The sequence below is a fragment of the Delftia sp. WSY_22 genome (genome assembly GCF_043104185.1).
Taxonomy (GTDB): domain Bacteria; phylum Pseudomonadota; class Gammaproteobacteria; order Burkholderiales; family Burkholderiaceae_C; genus Comamonas; species Comamonas tsuruhatensis.
On record NZ_JBICKN010000043.1, the window covers coordinates 96,762 to 117,144 of the forward strand.

A 20,383-nucleotide genomic window follows, 5' to 3' on the forward strand; every position below is an offset into this window, starting at 1 on the left:
GATTGATTGCAAGGTCCGCAAGATACGGCCATGCGCTCCATACCGAAGCGCGCCCAGGAATCGACACCATGTCCCACAGGCCCAGCCTCACCTCTGCAACCTCAACCGCACGGCCCCGAACCAGCCAGGGCGGCACCTGGCGCATGCTGCTGGCCATGGCGCTGTCGGGCACCATCGGCCTGCTCGTCGTGGAAAGCGCGCTGCCGCCGCTGCTGGTCGTATTCGCCCGGTGCGTGCTGGGCGCACTGGGCCTGGGCCTGTGGCTGGCCTGGCGGCGCGACTGGGTCAAACCCCAAGGCCGGGAATGGCTGTGGCTGGCCGGGGGCGGCATCGCCCTGGTATTGAACTGGGTCGCCCTTTTCAGCGCCTACCACTACAGCTCCATCGCCGTGGCCACCGTGGTCTATCACGTGCAGCCTTTCATGTTGCTGGCTCTGTCGGCGCTGCAGGGCGAGCCCGTCGAACGCCGCAAGCTGCCCTGGCTGCTGCTGGCCCTGCTGGGCGTGGCACTGAGCAGCGGCCTGGTCGGGCTGGACGGCATGGATGCATCGCATGCTGGAACAGGCGCGTGGATCGGCGTGGCCCTGGCCCTGCTGGCCGCCGCTCTCTACGCAGGCACCACGGTCGCCACGCGCCGCCTGGGCCACATGCCCTCGGCCCAGATCGCCATGCTGCAGATGCTTGCGGGCGGACTGGTGCTGAGCCTGTGGGCCCTGCCCCTGCTCACCCATATCGCCGCAACCAGCCCTCAATTGCTGTCAGCGCGCGCCGCCTCCATGGTGCTGACCCTGGGACTGGTCCATACGGCCTTCATGTACACGGTGATGTATGCCGCATTCCAGCGGCTGCCGGCGCCCGCCATTGCGGCACTGTCCTTCGTCTACCCCGCCATGGCCTTGCTGGTGGACCTGGCCTGGTTTGGCGCTGTTCCGTCGGCGGCGCAGTGGGTCGGGATGGGCTGCATCCTAGTCGCAGTCGTGGGCCATCGCGCAGGCATTGCATTGCGTCGCCATTGAGCCCCTGTGAATTCCGGGGATTTCTGGAATTCATACATCCTTCATGAACTCCATCCAATTGTTTCAAGATATTTCCAATAAAGAGGCGCACAGTACATTTCGAATTATTTTTCCCCTTTCCGCCCGTATGCTCTCCCGGCTTTCCGCCATTCGCATTCATTCAGCCGGAATACAGAGGGAGAAATAATTGGCCACTATCGAAAAAGGATTGATGGTAGACAAAAGCGTCGAAGTCAAGACCTATCCGTCCATAGAGCACGGCGCCTTGCTGTCCGTCACCTCCATCGTGCTGCACCGCACAGACTCGTCCACGGCCGCCAGCGTGCTCAATGCCTACAAGAGCGGCCAGAAGACGGGGGCGCACTTTCTGATCGAGAAGGACGGGAAGATCTACCAAACCGCCAGTCTGGAAAAGATCTGCTGGCATGTGGGAATTCTTCAGCCGCGCTGCGTCAACGAGAGCACCTGCGATCCCACGGAACTCAAGAACATCAATGCCCTGCTGCACCAAAAGGGCCTGAGCTTCAGCAAGCGGGCCAAGAATGTGTCATCGCACGAGAACACAAAGGCCTATCCGTTGCGTTATCCAGCCAACAGCGACTCCGTGGGCATCGAGGTGGTGGGCCGTTTCCTGCCGTCGACCAAGGACTACGAGGCGCCCACCCAATCGCAGCTGTTCCAGACCAAATGGCTGACCCAGCAATTGGTGGACCACTACAAGCTCAAGCTTCTGTCCGATGTCTACTCCCACGGCGCCATTGCCCGCAAGGAAGCGACCGAAGGCGCCCAATTGCTGCGCTACATCTTCACGGGAGCCTGAGCCATGCCATCCAGCCAGCTTTTCAACAATCCCTCTCGCAGCCTGCGCATTGCCGCCTGGGCTGCCGTGATGCTGTGCCTGCATGCGCCGTTGCAGGCCTCATCTACATCCACAGCCACGCCCACGCACAAACACGCGGCCAAGGCGGCACCCATTTCCGTCATCGGCCCGGTCACCCGTTCCGTAGGCACGGGCGAGACCATGGGATGCGAGAAAGTCAGCCTGGACGCCGCCGACGTGGCCCGCTATTTCGCGACGGCAAAGCAAGTCTCGGCTGGCAGCTTCCACGAGGAATCCATCATCCTGCCCTGCAGTTTCAGCGGACGGCTGCTGCGCTCGGGCAAGGTCTATGAATGGAACATCAACGCCGCCGGCGCCGGCTACCTGCGCAGTGAAGATGGTGAACAGGACCTGCGCTACCTGTGCCGCAAGGCCTGCGAGAAGGCATTGCCGCAGTTGACGGGGCTTTGACCTGTTGTTCAGACATTGTCTGCACGGGCGTCTTATCGCTCCCATTGAGTGGTGCCCCATCCTCCTGTCAAACACAGCGGATACGATGGCGCCTCCCACAATATTCCCAACAGACCATGGAACGACTGATTTCCCAAGGAATGCATGCCCTCAGCCAGGGCGACCACGCGCGAATGCATGCGCTATGGTCTGGCACCACGGTTTTCAGCCATCTGGACAATGAAGCGATTGCCAGCCTCTTGGCCAGCATTCGGGCCACTGCCGAATCAGGCCAGGGTAGCGAATGGTCATGGCTGATGCTGTGCCTGGTGTATCTCGATTCCAGTGACCAATTCACCGAGGACCGCAGTGCGGCATTGCGCCAGGTCGGCGAATGGGCGCAGCGCGCACTGGCAATGTCACCAGGCAATGCCTATGGACACCGCTATTTGGGCAGTGCCCACTATTGGCTGGACGAACCCGAGCCCGCGCTGGCCGCCTACCGCAAGTCTCATGCCTTGCAGCCCCAGGCGGACTTGCAAGCCCGCATTTTCGAGATGGAGCATGCCGTGCCCTGGCGCAGCATCTTTTCCTATCCCGAGTTGGCTGATAGCCCGGCGGCACCCGACTACTACACGGCCGGCGTGACCGTGGGCAAGTGGAAGCGCCCCGACACGGATGCAGCAGCCCTGCAGGAAATCGAACGCCTGCAGACCACACTCTACGAACGCTGTCTGGAGCGCTTCGCCAGCGCCGGCACGCCGGCAAACGGCCGGGAGGCCGCGCCCGCCGCGCTGGACATCCACACCTATGCCATGTGCTGCAACAACCTGGGCGTGCTGTACAACGCGCAGGAACAGTACGAGCAGGCGGCCGCCGTCCTCGAAGCCGGGCTGCAGCAGACCTGTTTCCGGGCCCTGCTGGAAAACCTGCGCCATGCCTATCGGCAACTGGGGAACCGCAAGCAAGCCACCGACCTGTCCCTGCTGCTGATGGAGGACTACGCGCTTGATACCGGCCTGTATCTGGACTGCGCGCAGACCGCATGCGCCTATCTCAACGAGACCAGCCACCACCAGGACGTCCTCGACATCGTGGCCGAAGCCGAGCGCCGCTATGCGCAGCTTTCGCCGCAGCAACAGCAAGCGCTATGGGAAGTTCGCAGCATGAGCTTCGTTCATGCGCACAAGGTCACCGCCCTCAGGGCCCTGGGCCAGCTCAAGGCCTCGCACCTTCAGCCTGAACTGGTCGAGATCGCCCTGCGCCACGATCCGGACGATGCCCAATTGCTCGGCATACGCGCCCACATGCAGGGAGCCCGGCAGCAGGTGGGTGGAAAAGGCGGATTCTGGTCGCGCCTGTTCGGCTGAGCCACACCGGGCGACCGGGCCACCAAGAAATGTAGGGCACCCAAGATGCTGGCAACCCTCAAAACACCCCCAGCGCCAGCCCGGCCCCCATCGCTTCCCCCAGCGCCCGGCACTGTTCCAGCTCAGCTGCGGCAATCCGCTTGGGCGCCAGGATGGCTTCGGTGGTCTGGGCGTGGGTGCAGATGATCAGGGGCTCGGCCACGGGCTTGAGGCGCCAGCCGGTGGCGATGCGGGCGATCTGGCGGGCCGCATTCTGGCCGTCGCTGCCGGCGCAGATGAGGCTGGCATAGGGCCGGCCGTTGATGCGGTCCAGCGCCGCGTAGTAGCTGCGGTCGAAGAAGTCCTTGAGCTGTCCGCTGATGGCGGCCAGGTTTTCCGGGGTGGCGAAGAGGTAGCCGTCAGCGGACAGCACATCGTCCGGGCCGGCCTCGCAGGCGTGCAGCAGGCGCACCTGCACGCCCTGGCCTTCGGCCGCTGCGCCGTCGCGCGCGGCCTCGGCCATCTGGCGGGTGCCGCCGGTCATGGAGTGGTAGACGATCAGCAGGGTCTTGCTTGCGTTCATGCCTCAAGCATAGAGCGCGGCCCGCCCAGCCACCGCGCCGACCTCAGAAATCCATCGATGCCGACACCACGAAGGTGCGCGGAATCATCGGCGAGACAGCGCCCCAGGACGTGACACCGGCCCAGGCCTTGCGGTCGGCCACGTTCTGCACCGTGGCGCGCAGCGTGGTCTTGCGGCCTGCGATGCGGGCGGCGTAGCGCAGGCCCAGGTCGGTGCGTGTCCAACCCGGGATGCGCAGGCGGTTGGCCTGGTCCACGAACTGGGCGCCGGTGTAGGCAAGGTCGCCGACCAGGGTCAAGCCTTCCGCGGCGGGCACATCCCATTCCACGCCCAGGTTGGCCAGCAGGCGCGAAGTGCCGATGGGCCGGTTGCCCACCAGCGCAGGCGTGGCCGAGCGCGTGATCTCGGGCTTGAGCCAGGTCACGCCACCGAGCAGGCGCAGGCCGCGCGCGGCCTCGCCGTAGGCATACAGCTCCATGCCCAGGTTGCGCTGCTCGCCGTTGGTCTTGTAGACGCCCTGGTCCAGGCCACCGCTGGGTTTTTCAATGCTGAACAGGGCGGCCGTGGCCATGAAGCTGCCGAAGTCGTACTTGCTGCCCACTTCGTACTGGCGGCTCTTGTAGGGGCGCAACACCTCGCCGTAGTTGCTGGCTGCGGGCGGCGCAATGTCGCCCTTGCTCAGGCCTTCGATGTAGTTGGCGTAGAGGCTCCAGTTGGGCGCCTGGCGCCAGACCACGCCCACGGCGGGCGTGGTCACGCTCTCGTCGTAGACATTGGCGGCGCCGCCCGTGAGCACGTTGTAGTTGGTGGACTTGATGGCCTGGTGGCGCAGGCCCAGCGACAGTTGCAGCCTGTCCTGCAGCAGCGAGAGCGTGTCCACCAGGGCCAGGCTGGTGTTGCGGTTGTCATGAATGCGCGGAATGGCCGAAGGCCGCGCAATGCTTTGCGGCGCATGGGCAACAGGCGCATAGATGTTGGACGCCACCGCCGAGCCCGCCTGCAGCGCACGGTGGAAATCCTCGCGGTAGCTGGCCAGCTGCAGCGTGACCGAATGCTTGACACCGGCCAGCGCAAAGCGCGAGCGCAGGCCTGCGTCGATGGTGCTGCGGTCCACGTCGAACACCGCATAGGTGGGCGTGATGCTGGTGGCACCCGCAGCACTGGTCAGGCGCGGGGCGGAGTCATAGATGCGGTCCACATTGGCGCGCGACTGGCCGATGTTGGCGAACAGCGTGAGCTGCTGCGTGAGGTCCAGCTCGGTGCGCAGCAGCACGGCGCGCTCGCGGTTCCTGGACCATTCCCAGGGCTGGGTCACGTTGAGTGTGCCGTCGGGCGCAGCAGGCATGGAGGAGAGCCCCGTGGGCATGATGGGCCGGCCCACGCCGTCGATGCGCTCGTCCTGAGAGAGCAGGTCCAGCGTGGCACGGAAGCGCTCCACCTCGTAGTCCAGCGCCACGGCCAGCACATGGCCGTCGGTGCTTTGATGGTCCATGGACGTATCGCCGCCGTACTTGCTGGCATTCACGCGGATGCCGTACTGCGCCTCGTCGCCAAAGCGCCGGCCCACGTCGGCATGGGCACGCCAGAGGCTGTCCGAAGTCCAGCCCGTGGTCAGCCGCGCCACATCTTCATTGGCGCGCTTGGGAGCGATGTTGATCACGCCGCCCACCGAGCCGTTGGGCGACATGCCGAACAGCAGCGCGCCTGGCCCCTTGACCACCTCGATGCGGTCCACGTACTCGGTGCGCACGCGGTAGTTGGGGGCAATGCCGTAGATGCCGTCAAAGGCGATCTCGCCCGAGTTGCCCTCCCAGATCGGAAAACCCCGGATGTACAGGTTGTCCACGTTGCCGCCCGGCAGCACGGTGTAGCGCACGGAAGGGTCGCGGTTCACCGCCTCGGCAATGGTGCCGGCCTGCTGGTTGCGCACGGCCTCGGACGTGTAGCTGGTGGTGCTGAACGGCGCCTGCATGTTGCCGGTATTGCCCAGCACGCCCAGGCGCACGCCCTTGGCCACCTGCCCGCCGGCGTAGGGTGCGGGCAGCAGGCTCACATACTGGTCACCGGCCGTCACGGTGATCTCGGACAGGCGGTGTGCATTCTCAGGCGCGTTGGCCGCAGCGGGAAGCAGCGTCAGCGTGCCGCCCTCGATGCGGCCCTGCAGGCCGCTGCCCTGCAGCAATGCCGCCAGGCCCTGGCGCACATCGTGGCTGCCGTTGAGCGCCGGGGCCTGCCGGCCCTGCACCAGTTCGGAGGAGTAGGTGAGCTGCAGCCCCGCCTGGCGCGCAAACTGGCTCAGCGCCTGGGCCAGCGGCTGGGCCGGCACGTCGAAGGACACCGATTGCGCGGCGGCCAACTGCAGTTGCAGGCCCAGCACCAGGCCTGCACATGCATGAAAAACCGCTGTGCGGCGGAGGCGGAGGCGGAATCGGAATCGGGAGGACTTGGGAGCGGACATAAGGACTTTCTGGAAGACAGGCTCATTGCGAATCGCCGGCACAGGCAGGGCGCCCGGCCTTTCATATGCAAATACGAGTCACTCCCAAAAACCCTGAAAAAAACTTCACGACTCCGCGCGCCCGCCGCGCCGCGCAATCCGCAGGCCGCCGTCGTCCAGCACGCTGACCTGCACCGGGGCGAACTGCGGCAGCCCGCGCAGCCAGCGCTCGGTCTGGGCAATGCGCACATGGCCGCTGATGGCCAGTTGCGCCGCGCCCTCCTCCACCACCAGGCGGCGCCGCGTGTAGCGGCCCAGCCGGTGGACGACGCGGCCCAGCGGTTCCTGCTCGAAGACCAGCTCGCCCTCGCGCCAGGCCGCGGGCCGTTGCTGGAGCTGCGGCTGCCAGGCAGCGCCGTCGGTATCTCCTGCCCCGCCGTCCAGGGGAATGCGCAGCGACTGGCTGTCCTGCAGCAACTGGCTGCGCCCGGTGGCCGCATGCTCCACCCGCACCTGGCCCGACTCCACCTGCACGCGCACCGCATCGGGCTCCAGTTCCACACCAAAGCGCGTTCCCAGCACGGTCACGCGCAAGGGGCCGGCCTCCACCACAAAGGGCCGTGCCGCATCGCGGGCCACGGCAAAGAAGGCGGCGCCTTCCTGCAGCCGTGCCTGTCGCAGGTCAGCACGGTAGGCCAGCGCCACGCGGCTGGCGGCGTCCACGCGCAGCACGCTGCCATCGGGCAGCTCCAGGCTGCGCTGCACGCCCGTGGCGCTGGCCAGTTCACCTTGCCACAGCACGCGGCGGCTCCACATCTGCCAGGCGGGCCAGGCCGCGCAGGCCATGCCGGCCACGCCCAGCAGCGCGCCCAGGGCACGCCGCCGCCGCTTTCTGGAAGAGGCCTGCAAGCCCGCCTCCACCCCGCCGCGCCAGCGCAGCAAGGCGGCTTCCAGGCAGGCATCGGCCTGCATCAGGTCACGCTCCACGGTGTTCAGGGAGACCTGCAGGCGCCGGGCGATGTCGGCCTGCCGCTCGCCATGCAGGCGGTGGGCCAGCAAGGCGGCCTGCATGCGCTCGGGCAGGTCTGCAATCGTGCGCTCCACCACAGCCAGTGCCTGCCGGTACATGGCTCGGTCGGCCACATCGCCTTCGGCCTCGGGCTGCAATTGCGCCCAGTCGTCCATGCAGCGCTGCTGCGCACCGCGCTGGCGCAGCCTGTCTATCGCCAGATGCTTGGCCGTGGCAAACAGGTAGGCCCGCGCGGCTTCGAGCGTGGGCGAGCTGCCATCGGGCAGCTGCGGCGGCGCATCGGCCAGGCGCAGCCAGGTTTCCTGGGCCAGTTCCTGCGCCTCATCACGGCTACCGGTCTTGCCGGCCAGATAGGACACCAGTTGCTGCTGGCAGGCACAGAAAAGCTGGTGCCAGCGCGCAGCGGTCCAGGAAGCGGAAGGGGTGGGCATAGCCGGGGGGAGGTGATGAATCGATAACGAGAATGACTATCATTCTAATTTTGTTTGATCCAGGCTGGCTCGGCGGACTGGCCATCGAAGGCAAACTGTCCAACCGTCAACATCCGGACCACATGCCCATGATCTTCCTGGCGATCACGTCTACCGGCTTGGCACAGGCACTTCGCGCCGCCACCGAAAACGACTCCGTCTGGTGCGGCAGCGATGCGATTTCCGAGGCCGACTACGCCGCCCGACAATGGCCCAACCTCAGCCGCTTTGCCTACTCGCTGGAGGACCGCGTTTTGATCGACGATGCCGTGTCCACCATTGAGGAACACCATCCGGGGCAGACGGTCTGGGTCGAGGCCACGGCCGTGCGGTAGCGAAGTCTCGGCCCCGCTACCACTTCAACGCCGCCACCCGCAGCGCATCCACCGCCATATCGATGAACGCCCGCACGCGGTGCGCGGCATGGCGCCCTTCCCGGTGCACCACATGAATCGGTAGCGGCGGCCGCTCGAAGGGCTCCAGCACCAGGCGCAGTGCGCCGTCCTGCACGGGTTTGGCGATCTGGTAGAGCGGCAGGCGCGTGATGCCTTGCCCGGCCAGGGCGCAGTCTGCCGCAGCCTCGTTGGTCATGGACATGAGGCGCGGCTGCAGGCGCACGGCCAGGGCACGGTCGCCTTCGAGAAACCGCCATTCTGGCGTGGAGGTGAGGCCTGATGCGGTGATGGTGGTGTGCTGCGCTAGCTCCTCGGGCCGCTGGGGCACGCCGTGGCTGGTCAGGTATGCGGGCGAGGCGCATAGCACCTGCCGCACGCTGCCCACGCGGATCGCCTGCAGCGAGGAGTCGGGCAGATCGCCGATGCGCACGGCCACGTCCACGCCCTCGTCCACCAGGCTGACCACGCGGTCCACAAACCAGCAGTTGACGTCCACCTCGGGAAACCGGCCCAGGTAGTCGTGCACCACGGGCAGCACGTGCATGCGCCCGAAGTTGACCGGCGCCGTGAGCGTGAGCCGGCCGCGCGGTGCGGCATGGGCGCTGGCGGCATGCTCGTCGGCCTCTTCCAGCTCGGCCAGGATGCGGCGGCAGCTGTCGGCGTAGGCCGTGCCGGCCTCGGTCACGCGCACGAAGCGTGTGGTGCGCGTGAGCAAGCGCACGCCCAGGCGCTCCTCCAGGTCGGAAACCGCGCGCGTCACCACCGAAGGCGAGACCTTGAGCCGACGTGCAGCCGAGGCGAAGCCGCCCGTGTCCACCACTGCGAGAAATGCCGTCATGGACTGGAAGCGATCCATCTGTGCCTGCCTTGTCTGTGTCGTGTATCTGCCCGGCTGCGAGCGGCCCGCGCAGGACTGCCCAGGTTTGCCCAGGTTTGCGCCGGCGCTTTGTTCGCGTTCCCGCAAGAGTGACTTGCCGCCGCCAGGGATTCTAAAGATGCGGGCGGAGAAGGAGGATACGTCCCGTGGCGCCGACAACCGGCGCCTTCACCAACCCCAAGGAACCGCAATGAAGCTCTACCACTTTCCCCTGTCCGGCCACGCCCATCGCGCCCGCCTCTTCCTCGGCCTGCTGGGCGTGGAGCATGAGCTGGTCCATGTGGACCTGGCCAACGGCGCGCAGAAGAAGCCCGAATTCCTGGCGCTGAACCCGCTGGGCCAGGTGCCGGTGCTGGACGACAACGGCACGGTGATTGCCGACTCCAACGCCATCCTGGTCTACCTGGCGCGCAAGCTGGACCGCCAGGACTGGATGCCTCTGGGCGCACAGTCCGAGGCCGAGATCCAGAAATGGCTGAGCATCGCCGCCGGCCCCATTGCCTTCGGCCCGGCGGCGGCCCGGCTGGTCACGGTGTTCAAGGCCCCCTTCCAGGCCGAGGAAGTGATAGCCCGCGCCCACGCCATCCTCGGCAAGATCGAGGCGCAATTGACCACCCGCCCCTTCCTCACCGGCGCCACGCCCACGATTGCCGACGTGGCCCTGTACAGCTACATCGCCAGCGCGCCCGAGGGCAATGTGGACCTGCAACCCTACCGCGAAGTGCGCGCCTGGCTGGGCCGCATCGAGGCGCTGCCGGGCTTCGTGGCATTCGCCCAGACACCGGCCGGCCTGCGGGCCTGAGTGCCTGAGCCACACCTCACCTGAAACCCCGGCAAAGGAGCGCACCATGCACCCGCAACCCCTGCAAAACCCCGCCTCGCCCTGGCATGCGGGCGAACTGGCGATCCAGCAAAGCGTTGGCGTCGTGGGCCGCATGGACATGCCGGGCCGCAAGTTCCTGCGCCCCTTCCTGCTGGACCAGCACCGCGAGTTCTACCCGCTGCTGCATTTCGTGGTGCTGGGCAGCGTGGATGCGCAAGGCGACGCCTGGGCCACGGTACGGGCCGGCGAGCCGGGCTTCCTGCACTCTCCCGATCCATCGACCCTGCATGTGGCGGCGGGCCGCGATGCGGCCGACCCGGCCGAGCCGGGCCTGGGCGACGGCCATGCCGTGGGCCTGCTGGGCATGGACCCCATGACGCGCCGGCGCAACCGACTCAACGGCACGGTGCGGCGCAAGGCGGGCGTTGATGGGGCGGGCGCCTTCGACATCGGCGTGGTCCAGAGCTTCGGCAACTGCCCGCGCTATATCCAGAACCGCAGCGTCCGGTTTGTCCGGCCTGCCGGGGAGCCTACGCAGGTGCCGGCGGTCGAACTGGCATCGCTGGACCCGCGCGCACAGGCCCTGATTACGCAGGCGGATACGTTCTACGTGGCGTCCTACGTTGATGGGGAGGATGGCCTGCGCCAGGTCGATGTCTCCCACCGTGGCGGCAAGCCGGGCTTTGTGCGGATCGACGCCGATGGAACGCTGACCATCCCCGACTTCTCGGGCAACCTGTTCTTCATGACCCTGGGCAACTTCCTGGTCAATCCCAAGGCGGGCCTGCTGTTCATCGACTCCGAAACCGGGGAAATGCTGCAGATGACGGGCGAGGCCAGCGTCATCCTTGACTCCCCGGAAATCGCCGCCTTCGAGGGCGCCGAGCGCCTGTGGACCTTCAAGCCCCGCCGCATCGTGCGCCGGCCCGACGCCCTGCCGCTGCGCTGGAGCATGGCGGCCGACGGCTGGTCGCCCCACCTGCAGATGACCGGAAGCTGGGCCGATGCCAGCCAGCGCCTGGCCGCCGCGCGGCTGGGGCGGCAGTGGCGACCGTTCCGGGTGGCGCAGGCCGTGGATGAGAGTTCCACCATCCGCTCGCTCTACCTGGAGCCGGCCGATGGCATGGCCACGGTGGCCCCCCTGGCCGGCCAGCACCTGCCGCTGCGCCTCACGCTGGCAGACGGCAGCCATCTGCAGTGCACCTATACGCTGTCGCTGGCGCCTTCGGACGGGCGCTTGCGCATCAGCGTCAAGAGGCAAGGCCGCGCATCCAGCCATCTGCATGGCCTGAAGCCCGGTGATCTGGTCGAGGCCCGCCCGCCCGCTGGCAGCTTCACCGCCGATGCGGCCCTGCGCCGCCCCGCCGTGCTGCTGGCCGCGGGCATAGGCATCACGCCCTTGCTGGCCATGCTGCGCCACATCGTCCACGAAGGCCGGCGCACCCGCAGCCTGCGGCCCACCTGGCTGTTCCAGGCGGCTCGCACGCGCAGCGAACGGGCCTTTGACACGGAGATCGCCGAACTGGTGAAGGCCGGCAATGCCGAGGTGCACTGGGTGCGCACGCTCAGCCAGCCCGGCACGGCAAAGGCCGGCCGCGACTACGACCATGAGGGCCACATCGACATGGCCCTGTTGAAAGCCACCCTGCCCTGGGACGATTACGACTTCTACCTCTGCGGCCCGGACGCCTTCATGCAGGCCACCTATGACGGCCTGCGCGAACGCAATGTGCCCGACGAGCGCATCCACGCAGAAGCCTTCGGTCCCTCGGCCCTGAAGCGATCCATGGCCGGTGCAGCCCCCGCCGCCGAACTGCCGGCACCCGCCACGCAGCCTGTCCGCATCATCTTTGCCGACTCGGCCAAGGAAGCGCGCTGGAAGCCCGGCGACGGCAACCTGCTCGAAGTGGCCGAGGCCCGTGGGCTGGAACCCGCCTTCGGCTGCCGGAGCGGCAGCTGCGGCGACTGCCGCACGCGTGTGCTGCAGGGCGGGGTGACCTATGCCTCGCCACCTTCCTTCGCCGTGCCAGCGGGCGAGGCCCTGATCTGCTGCGCCGTGCCTGCGCAGGGGCCGGGGGAGGCTTTGCATCTGGGGTTGTGAGGGGCCTGTCTCTGCGCGCTTTCCACATCAGGACATGCCGACGGCAAAAGGCACATCAGCGATTGCTGCCCAATGCCTCGCTGCATCTAGCTTTCTATCTGGACGAGTATCGATTCATCAAGCTCTATGACTTCAAACAGGCCCTGACCCCGCTCATAGACCTCCCCTGACAGGAACCGAACCACTTTCTGGCCGATGTGCATGCACATCTCCACGACAAAGCCATCTGCATCCCGGCGCATGTCTTTTATCCGCACAAGACCCAAGGGCAACTCAGCCAGCAGTCGGTCACGGTAACCAATGGATGCAGGCACGCCGGGACCCGACTCAGACGCCTCTGGAGTCACAAGGTACAGGCCGTGAAACCCGCTGCCATCGTCGATACGGGAAAGCATTGACCAGACACGTCCTTCCATCAGTTGGAGCCAAATCTCGATGAACTGGAGATAGGGCACCTGCGGATGGCTCCAGACTGCTTCGCCAGGTACCCAGTGCTGCCGACCTGATTCATCCATATCCCAGCGGCCGCCTACGGCCAACGCCATCTCGCAAGCTCGCCAGCCCACAATCACCTGCTGGTCGAGATCCTGAAGGGACGGGAACTGGCGCGGCCCCATGGGCTGGATGGAGCTCCCGGGGGCCGGCGCGGTGTCGTCGATATGGACTACCGCGAACCCTTCCTGCTCACTCGGCGGCTCGAACATGGCAAACACGCTGCGAATGGCCTGCTCCGGCACTTGGTGATCGGCCCGCCGCTGCGCGTTTCTCTGCAAGGACGTCTGCAAATCGGCTTTGAGCCAAATACAGACTACGGGCACCCCATGTGATCTGGCGATCTGAATGGCACGCTCACGATGCACCGTCTTCGGAAGGGCGGCATCAAAGAACACCGCATCACCGCCCAACGCTGCGGCGTTCTGTTGAATCCAGCTGCTCTTGCCTGCAGCTTGCACCCCCACCACCACATAGAGCTTGGTCGCGGGCGAGCCGGCAGACAGTGCTTTGTCCAAGTCCCGGTACGCCAACTCCCATGCGGCAGCACTGCGTTCCGGGGTGAACAGGCGACCTTGTTCGGTTTCCAGATAGTGGTCTGGATTGATGTGCTTTGTAATGTCCATGGTGAGCTGCAAGATTCTGGATCACTGTAGCTGGGCACGGCGCCGTACCGTCCGCAGACAAACGAACCCGCCATGCAAAACGGCCTTGATCGATACACTCGCTGCAATTCCTGCGCCCTCGTACACGCCGCAAATCCAAAGCCCTGCCCATGCAACTCACCAACTGCCTGCTCCGCCTGTCGCCCTTGGTCCTCACCTGCCACATCGGCCTGGCCTGCGCACAGATCACCACGCCCTCAGCAGGCACCTATGTGCGCAAGGGCGGGGGTGGCGATCTGGTGGTGCGGGCCAATGGCAAGTTCCATATCCAGACCGTCGGTGCCAACGGCCATACCTGTGAGCTGGAAGGCACCATCACCAACGGCCGGGCCAGGATGGCGAATTCGGCCTGCGCCGTGGACTTCACGCCTGCCGGTCAGCGCGTCGGGGTCGACACGGCCACCGCCGATGCATGCCGGGACTTCTGCGGCATGCGGGCCTGGTTTGGCGGCGATTACCTTCGGCCCCCACCCGGCTGCACGGACAAGGCCATTGCCGCATCGCGCAGAAACTTCAAGCGCGCGTACGACGCCAAGGACTACCGCCTGGCGCTGACCACGCTGGCGCCGGTGCTGCAGGACTGCGATGAGGTGCTGACCGGCGTTACCAAGGGCTGGCTGCGCAACGACCTGGCGCTGGCGCAGCTTCGCTCGGGCGATGCAGCCGCCTGCCGCCAGACCCTGGCCCCGCTGGCCGAGGAAGCCGGCAAGACGGATCAGGAACTGCGCGAGGCCTATCCACCCACCGATGCCGATGTGGTGCTGCCCATGCTCAAGGCTGCGCGCACCAATCTGCGCTTGTGCAGTTGAGGCGGTGCCATCGCCATGAAAGATCCCGCATCGCCCAACGCAGGAATCTCCGGGCATTTCCGGCGTGAGGCGAAGTGGATGCTGTGGGTGCTGGTGGTGCTGCCCTTGGCGCTGACAGCATTGGCGGTTTGGCTGGGTCCGCTGGTCCTGAACCATGTGGAGAGAAGCAAGTGCTTGGATGCGGGCATGCAGGCTTCCCAGGAAAAGCGCAAGTGCGAGCAACGATAGAGAGAAGGAGCTGCCGCTCAAAGCCTGATCGAACCAAATCCCTGAAATACTGGCCTACTCTTGGCCCCATTTTTGTTTGCACGACAGGGCCCTTCATCAGGGCCATGCACACGCCTTTACATGACCGATATCCGCCCCGCCCACTTTCCCGAAGACCTCGACGCCGTGGTCCGCATCTTCCGGGAATACGTGGCCAGCCCCACCGTGAGCCTGGACTTCCAGGACTTCGAGACCGAGTTCGCCGCCCTGCCCGGCAAGTACGCCGCACCCGAGGGCTGCGTGCTGCTGGCCTGGAAAGACGGCCAGCCCGTGGGCTGCGCCGCCCTGCGCCAGGTGGATGCGCAGACAGGCGAAATGAAGCGTGTCTACGTGCGCCCCACGGTACGCGGCGAGAACCTGGGGCGCCGCCTGGTGGAAGGCATCCTGGACGCCGCACGGCATGCGGGCTACACCCGCATCTGCCTGGACGTGCTGCCCGAGTTCCAGGCTGCGCAGCGGCTGTATGAGTCCCTGGGTTTTGTGGATGCGGAACCGGTGAGCTTCAATCCCGTGCCGGGCACGCGTTATCTCGGACTGGATCTTTGAGGCATGCGCCCTCCGGCAGGCGGCCTTCAGCGCCTGCAAGGCTTCCGATGCGCTGACACCCGGTCCCTGAGTCCTCGTCTGCAAGCATTCGGCACGATAAGACCTTAGCCCATACCCCGGTCCAACAGCCTGCCCGCAAGCGCAGCGGCGGTACGGACCACCTCTCCCGCATCCTTCACCGCAAATGCCCGTGGCCGAGCCGGGCAGCCTGCGCTTGTGCCCCGTGAATACCGCCCATGGCGAATGGCGCTGCCTGGGACCAAACGCTCATTGGCAGCATCTCTATTCACCTGGCATTTCAAACCTGATTTTAGGAATTGTCCTAAGGAAAATTCTGAAAATGATCTGCGGGCGACTTCTTTGATTGACCTCGTGCAGGCCATGAAATCAAATGAGGACTCTTGGCACAGCAAACATCAGAAACCCGCTTGGACACTGACAGCGGATTATTCGCCTGCTTGCAACCACTCATTTCCGTCAAATTGCCTTTATTGATCAAGGCGCATTGGCTGGAATCATCGATTCCGCTTCTGATCCAGCGTCTCCATACACCATGCCAGCCTCCATTGCCGCCACCTTCTATCAGATCGGCTATGCCGACATGCTTGCTCGCCAAATGGAGCAGAAACAGATCGATGCCATTGTGCTCACGCCACAGGAATACGCAGACATACTGAGCGACAAGGCGCGCAACAATCCTCGCCTGGCGGCCACGCTGCATGCCATGCTGGCCCACAGTGCGCTTGGGCGATACTGGACACACACCGCCAGCCCCAATGCAGGCAAACCCTGGGTCGCTCCCGCCTCCCTGATGGTCAGCGACGCGTACCTGATCACCAAAACGCTGATTGCATTGGGCCTGGCCGGTGCCCGCTCCTATATCAAGACAACCGCCACAGGCACCTATATCATCATCACGGGCTACGCGGGACTTCGCCGCCAGTTGCTGCAAGGCACGCGATTCCTTGCCGCCAATCCACGCATGGTCCAGATGGGCCTGGGTATTCGCGGTCTGCAGAATGTGGCCAAGGGCGGGTTCCTTCTGAGCCTGGTGGTGGGCACCGGAATAGAGACACTGGACTTCATCTTCAATGACGAGAAGACCATGCATGATCTTGTGGGTGGGATTGGAGTGGAGGCGGTCAAGGCGGGATTGGCGACGATGATTGCAATAAGCGCGGGAGCCTTAACTGCAAGCGTTACTACTTTGGTCATTTTTCCGCTAGGAGCGATGGCGTTAGCCATATTTGCCACTGGAGCACTTCTCAACTACACAGATCAGCGATGGAAAATAAAACAAAACGTTATTACAGCCCTAAAGTCTGCAAACAATGAAAAAGCACCAGGCATATATAAACTAGATCAAAGCACCATTCAATAAAGGCAGCTATCATCTCTCAGCACGCAAGCATCACCCAAGGATCAAGATCCAACCAAAGAATCAACTTCACAAAATACTCCGCGTCAAATCAAAAGAAGATCAATTCATTAAAATAAATATGAGAGACATAAAAAATATTCGGAAATCTGCAATATTTGGAATACCCATCAGCATTCTACTATCCGTCGGATGTTTCTGGTTTTTCTTTGCGGAAACAATCCCGATGCTGAAAGACATAAATGCTCTCGCGCCAACCATAAGAATCATGCCGGGCGCACCAACAATCTTCATGACTCCTTTCATTTTTATTACGTTAGCACTGGTATCGGTGCTGAATTCCATCCCCTGCAACGACAGTATTCTACGAAAATTCGATAAAGCACTATCAATAATTTTCACCCTTGGAATTTCTTCAGCACTGGTTTCTTTGATATTTATTACTCCGCTGCAGTACTATGCGATGCCTAAGCTGGGCTATACACGTTGCAATATTCTGGAAGGGCATCCCACCATATATTTCACAGACTGGGTCAAAAAGCCCGAATGGTGCGTTCGCGGAAAATCCAGGGAGTGGGTCATGGAGCAAGCCAGGCTCGCCAGCGGTCCTGAAAATCCCTGAAATAAAAAAACGCAGACCACATGGTCCGCGCTTTTTTGCATCCTCCGGCAGCCGTGCTGCCAACTCCCTCAGAACGCCTCTTCACTCATCTGCGCGCAAGTCATGTCGCGCTCACGCACGACTTTGAGCCAGGCGCCGATCTTCGGCAGTTCGTAGCCGAAGAAGTAGCGCATGGCGGCCATGCGGCCAGCGTTGGCAGGTTCAGCCAGGGCGGCGTCCTTGGCGAGTACGGCCAGGGACACGTCCAGCCAGGTCCAGGCCAGTACCGTGTGGCCGAAGGCCTGCATGTACGGCACGGCATTGGCCAGGGCCTGTTGCGGGTCGTCGGTGGCCCATGCGGCCTTGGTGGTGGCGCCGACTTCCTGCAGAGCCTTCGCCAGTTCATTGGCATGGCCGGCCAGTTCGGGCCGGGCCATGGCGCGCTGGATGGTGTCGTTGATGCGCGAGGCCAGCAGTTGCAGGCCCTTGCCGCCTTCCATGAGCACCTTGCGGCCCAGCAGGTCCATGGCCTGGATGCCGTGCGTGCCTTCATGGATCATGTTCAGGCGGTTGTCGCGCCAGTATTGCTCCACGGGAAAGTCGCGCGTGTAGCCGTAGCCGCCGTGGATCTGGATGGCCAGGGAGTTGGCCTCCAGGCAGAACTCGCTGGGCCAGCTCTTGGAGATGGGGGTGAGCACTTCCAGCAGCAGCCGTGCCTCGGCCACGGATTCGGGCGTGCCGGTGTGCTGCTCATCGACCAGGCGCGCGCAGAACAGGTTCAGCGCCAGCGCGCCTTCGCAATAGGACTTCTGCGCCAGCAGCATGCGCTTGACGTCGGCGTGCTCGATGATGCGCGACTGGGGCCGCGTGGCATCCTTGCCGGCAGCACCCGGCGCCCCCTTGATCGGCCGGCCCTGCGGGCGGTTCTGCGCGTAGTCCAGGCTGGCGTGGTAGCCCGCCATGCCCAGCATGGTGGCGGCCATGCCGATGGAGATGCGGGCCTCGTTCATCATGTGGAACATGCATTTGAGGCCCTCGCCGGGCTTGCCGACCAGGTAGCCCACGGCCCCGGCGCCGCCGCGCACGGGAAAGCGCCCTTCCCCGAAGTTCAGCAGCGTGTTGGTGGTGCCACGCCAGCCCAGCTTGTGGTTGAGGCCGGCCAGGGCCACGTCGTTGCGCTCGCCGGTGAGCTGGCCTTCGGTGTCCACGAGCTTCTTGGGCACGATGAACAGCGAGATGCCCCGCACGCCGGGCACGGGCTTGCCATCGGGGCCGGGGATCTTGGCCAGCACCAGATGGACGATGTTCTCGGTCAGCTCATGGTCGCCCGCGCTGATCCACATCTTGTTGCCCTTGAGGCGGTAGCGCGGGCCCAGTGCATCGCTCTCGAAGTCGGCGCCATCGGGCTCGGCGCGGGTGGCGATGTCGCTCAGCGAGGAGCCGGCCTGGGGCTCGGACAGGCACATGGTGCCGGCCCAGCGGCCATTGAATTCATTGGTGGCAAAGACCTGCTTTTGCATGTCCGTGCCGTGGGCCATGATGGCATTGGCATTGCCCGAGGTCAGCATGTTGGAGCCGATGCTGATGGAGGCCGCCGCGAAGAAGCTGTTGGCGGCCGCCTCCACGGTGTAGGGCAGCTGCATGCCGCCGATGTCGTAGTCCTGGGCGGCGCTGAGCATGCCCGAGTCGGCATAGGCCTGGCGCGCATCGTGGGTGCACTGGGGCAGGATGACTTTCTCGCCGTCGAACTGCGGCTCCTGCGTGTCCACGGTGCGGTTGAAGGGGGCGTATTTCTCGCGGGCGATGCGCTCGCAGGTGTCGAGCACGGCATCGAAGGTGTCGCGCGAATGGTCGGCAAAGCGCTCGCGCTCGCCCAGCGCATCGGCGCGCAGCCATTCATAGAGCAGGAAATCGATGGTGGAACGCAGGCGCATGGTGATGTCCGGAATCAAAAAAGAAGCCGCAGGCGCCGCCAGAGGGAGCGCGTGCGGCCAACAGGAGTAACGGGAACAGGCGGTGGCGGCCGCAGCCGCCACCTGCACTTACAGCACTTCGAACACGCCGGCGGCACCCATGCCGCCGCCGATGCACATGGTCACGCAGACACGCTTGGCACCGCGGCGCTTGCCTTCGATCAGGGCGTGGCCCGTCAGGCGCTGGCCCGACACGCCATAGGGATGGCCCAGGGCGATGGCGCCGCCGTTGACATTGAGGCGGTCGTTGGGGATGCCCAGCTTGTCGCGGCAGTACAGCACCTGCACGGCAAAGGCTTCATTGAGCTCCCACAAGTCGATGTCCTGCACCGTCAGGCCCAGCTTCTTGAGCACCTTGGGCACGGCGAAGACGGGGCCGATGCCCATTTCGTCGGGCTCGCAGCCGGCCACGGCAAAGCCCAGGAAGCGGCCAAGAGGCTTGAGGTTGTTGCGCGAGGCATAGTCCTCGCTGACCACCACGCAGGCGCCTGCGCCGTCGGAGAACTGGCTGGCATTGCCGGCCGAGATCACGCCGCCGGGCAGCGCGGGGCGGATGCCCGAGATGCCTTCCTTGGTCGTGCCTTCGCGCACGCCCTCGTCCTTGCTGCAGGTCACCTCCTTGGTGATCAGGCCGCGCACCTTGTCGGCCACGCCCATGGTCACGGTGATGGGGGCGATCTCGGCATCCAGCAGGCCGGCGGCCTGGGCCGCGCAGGCCTTTTGCTGGCTGGCGGCGCCGTATTCGTCCATGGCGTCACGGCCGATGCCGTAGCGCTTGGCGACCTGTTCGGCGGTCTGCAGCATGCTCCAGTAGATCTCGGGCTTTTGCTTGGCCAGGGCCAAGTCCTGGATCATGTGCAGGTTCATTTCCTGCTGCACGCAGGAGATGGATTCCACGCCGCCGGCCACGTAGACATCGCCCTCGCCCGCGATGATGCGCTGCGATGCGGTGGCAATGGTCTGCAGGCCCGAGGAGCAGAAGCGGTTGATGGTCATGCCCGATGCGGTGATGGGCAGGCCGGCCTTGAGCGCGATCTGGCGCGCAATGTTCATGCCGGTGGCGCCTTCGGGGTTGGCGCAGCCCATGATCACGTCATCGACGGCGGCGGGGTCAACGCCTGCGCGCTGCACGGCGTGCTGCACGGCATGGCCGCCCAGCGTGGCGCCATGGGTCATGTTGAAGGCACCCTTCCAGCTCTTGGCCAGGGGGGTGCGGGCGGTGGAAACGATCACGGCGGATGTCATGGATATTCCTTGTATGGCGGGTTTGCGGTGGTTCGCAAGGAGTTCGTGCGCCGCAC

General features: G+C 64.8%; 20 protein-coding genes. 12 read left to right on the plus strand and 8 right to left on the minus strand.

From position 1 onward, the window contains the following. Positions 1-68: 68 nt before the first annotated feature. The 4 genes from ACF8NF_RS20870 to ACF8NF_RS20885 all read left to right on the plus strand — a co-directional run bounded on the left by ACF8NF_RS20870 (position 69) and on the right by ACF8NF_RS20885 (position 3,656). A complete protein-coding gene (locus ACF8NF_RS20870) occupies positions 69-1,016 on the plus strand; it encodes a DMT family transporter (RefSeq protein WP_392451206.1) in 948 nt (315 codons plus the stop codon). Between the two features lie 211 nt (positions 1,017-1,227). Continuing rightward, positions 1,228-1,836, plus strand: coding sequence for a peptidoglycan recognition family protein (locus tag ACF8NF_RS20875; protein ID WP_013802750.1), 609 nt, complete (start codon positions 1,228-1,230; stop codon positions 1,834-1,836). A gap of 3 nt (positions 1,837-1,839) precedes the next feature. Beyond that, entirely contained in the window at positions 1,840-2,307 is a 468-nt protein-coding gene (locus tag ACF8NF_RS20880; protein ID WP_154834498.1) for a hypothetical protein, read from the plus strand. A gap of 44 nt (positions 2,308-2,351) precedes the next feature. Then, positions 2,352-3,656 carry a hypothetical protein gene (locus ACF8NF_RS20885; RefSeq protein ID WP_392451207.1) on the plus strand — a complete coding sequence of 435 codons (1,305 nt, stop codon included), beginning with the start codon at positions 2,352-2,354 and terminating at the stop codon, positions 3,654-3,656. A 58-nt stretch (positions 3,657-3,714) separates the two neighbouring features. On the opposite strand, the gene ACF8NF_RS20890 is transcribed toward ACF8NF_RS20885, so the two are convergent. The 3 genes from ACF8NF_RS20890 to ACF8NF_RS20900 all read right to left on the minus strand — a co-directional run bounded on the left by ACF8NF_RS20890 (position 3,715) and on the right by ACF8NF_RS20900 (position 8,116). Then, a complete protein-coding gene (locus tag ACF8NF_RS20890; protein ID WP_209800625.1) occupies positions 3,715-4,218 on the minus strand; it encodes an NAD(P)H-dependent oxidoreductase in 504 nt (167 codons plus the stop codon). A gap of 43 nt (positions 4,219-4,261) precedes the next feature. Further along, positions 4,262-6,595 carry a TonB-dependent siderophore receptor gene (locus ACF8NF_RS20895; RefSeq protein WP_392451208.1) on the minus strand — a complete coding sequence of 778 codons (2,334 nt, stop codon included), beginning with the start codon at positions 6,593-6,595 and terminating at the stop codon, positions 4,262-4,264. A gap of 186 nt (positions 6,596-6,781) precedes the next feature. Then, positions 6,782-8,116, minus strand: coding sequence for a sigma-70 family RNA polymerase sigma factor (locus ACF8NF_RS20900; RefSeq protein ID WP_392451209.1), 1,335 nt, complete (start codon positions 8,114-8,116; stop codon positions 6,782-6,784). Positions 8,117-8,148: 32 nt separating this feature from the next. On the opposite strand from ACF8NF_RS20900, the gene ACF8NF_RS20905 reads away from it, so the two are divergent. Beyond that, positions 8,149-8,490, plus strand: a complete 342-nt coding sequence (locus ACF8NF_RS20905) for a hypothetical protein (protein ID WP_244386105.1) — start codon at positions 8,149-8,151, stop codon at positions 8,488-8,490. Positions 8,491-8,506: 16 nt separating this feature from the next. Here ACF8NF_RS20905 and ACF8NF_RS20910 read toward each other — a convergent pair whose 3' ends face one another. Then, the gene (locus ACF8NF_RS20910) at positions 8,507-9,406 is read right to left on the minus strand and encodes a LysR family transcriptional regulator (protein WP_312839898.1); all 900 of its coding nucleotides are present in this window, start codon (positions 9,404-9,406) and stop codon (positions 8,507-8,509) included. Positions 9,407-9,617: 211 nt separating this feature from the next. Between ACF8NF_RS20910 and ACF8NF_RS20915 the strand changes: the two genes are divergently transcribed. Both ACF8NF_RS20915 and ACF8NF_RS20920 read left to right on the plus strand, forming a co-directional pair. Beyond that, positions 9,618-10,229, plus strand: coding sequence for a glutathione S-transferase family protein (locus ACF8NF_RS20915; RefSeq protein WP_338496382.1), 612 nt, complete (start codon positions 9,618-9,620; stop codon positions 10,227-10,229). Positions 10,230-10,275: 46 nt separating this feature from the next. After that, the gene (locus tag ACF8NF_RS20920) at positions 10,276-12,351 is read left to right on the plus strand and encodes a pyridoxamine 5'-phosphate oxidase family protein (RefSeq protein WP_392451210.1); all 2,076 of its coding nucleotides are present in this window, start codon (positions 10,276-10,278) and stop codon (positions 12,349-12,351) included. An 86-nt stretch (positions 12,352-12,437) separates the two neighbouring features. Here ACF8NF_RS20920 and ACF8NF_RS20925 read toward each other — a convergent pair whose 3' ends face one another. Next, positions 12,438-13,469 (minus strand): AAA family ATPase, encoded by a 1,032-nt coding sequence (locus ACF8NF_RS20925; RefSeq protein WP_026062349.1) that lies wholly within the window; start codon positions 13,467-13,469, stop codon positions 12,438-12,440. Between the two features lie 149 nt (positions 13,470-13,618). On the opposite strand from ACF8NF_RS20925, the gene ACF8NF_RS20930 reads away from it, so the two are divergent. From ACF8NF_RS20930 to ACF8NF_RS20945, 4 genes are all read left to right on the plus strand, one after another. Continuing rightward, positions 13,619-14,317: a hypothetical protein gene (locus ACF8NF_RS20930; RefSeq protein WP_133073015.1), complete on the plus strand. Its 699-nt coding sequence runs from the start codon at positions 13,619-13,621 to the stop codon at positions 14,315-14,317. A 15-nt stretch (positions 14,318-14,332) separates the two neighbouring features. Beyond that, the gene (locus ACF8NF_RS20935) at positions 14,333-14,545 is read left to right on the plus strand and encodes a hypothetical protein (RefSeq protein ID WP_026062350.1); all 213 of its coding nucleotides are present in this window, start codon (positions 14,333-14,335) and stop codon (positions 14,543-14,545) included. 120 nt (positions 14,546-14,665) lie between these two features. After that, a complete protein-coding gene (locus tag ACF8NF_RS20940) occupies positions 14,666-15,130 on the plus strand; it encodes a GNAT family N-acetyltransferase (RefSeq protein ID WP_016446760.1) in 465 nt (154 codons plus the stop codon). A gap of 553 nt (positions 15,131-15,683) precedes the next feature. Beyond that, on the plus strand, positions 15,684-16,511 hold the full coding sequence (locus ACF8NF_RS20945) for a hypothetical protein (protein WP_392451211.1): 828 nt from the start codon (positions 15,684-15,686) through the stop codon (positions 16,509-16,511). 99 nt (positions 16,512-16,610) lie between these two features. On the opposite strand, the gene ACF8NF_RS20950 is transcribed toward ACF8NF_RS20945, so the two are convergent. Then, positions 16,611-16,802 (minus strand): hypothetical protein, encoded by a 192-nt coding sequence (locus tag ACF8NF_RS20950; RefSeq protein WP_288124490.1) that lies wholly within the window; start codon positions 16,800-16,802, stop codon positions 16,611-16,613. On the opposite strand from ACF8NF_RS20950, the gene ACF8NF_RS20955 reads away from it, so the two are divergent. Continuing rightward, a complete protein-coding gene (locus ACF8NF_RS20955; RefSeq protein WP_392451212.1) occupies positions 16,801-17,130 on the plus strand; it encodes a hypothetical protein in 330 nt (109 codons plus the stop codon). The genes ACF8NF_RS20950 and ACF8NF_RS20955 overlap by 2 nt on opposite strands. A gap of 68 nt (positions 17,131-17,198) precedes the next feature. Here ACF8NF_RS20955 and ACF8NF_RS20960 read toward each other — a convergent pair whose 3' ends face one another. Continuing rightward, positions 17,199-19,043 carry an acyl-CoA dehydrogenase gene (locus ACF8NF_RS20960; RefSeq protein ID WP_392451213.1) on the minus strand — a complete coding sequence of 615 codons (1,845 nt, stop codon included), beginning with the start codon at positions 19,041-19,043 and terminating at the stop codon, positions 17,199-17,201. A gap of 108 nt (positions 19,044-19,151) precedes the next feature. Next, complete coding sequence (locus tag ACF8NF_RS20965) at positions 19,152-20,327, minus strand: acetyl-CoA C-acyltransferase (protein ID WP_336693762.1); 1,176 nt, start codon at positions 20,325-20,327, stop codon at positions 19,152-19,154. Positions 20,328-20,383 lie beyond the last annotated feature (56 nt).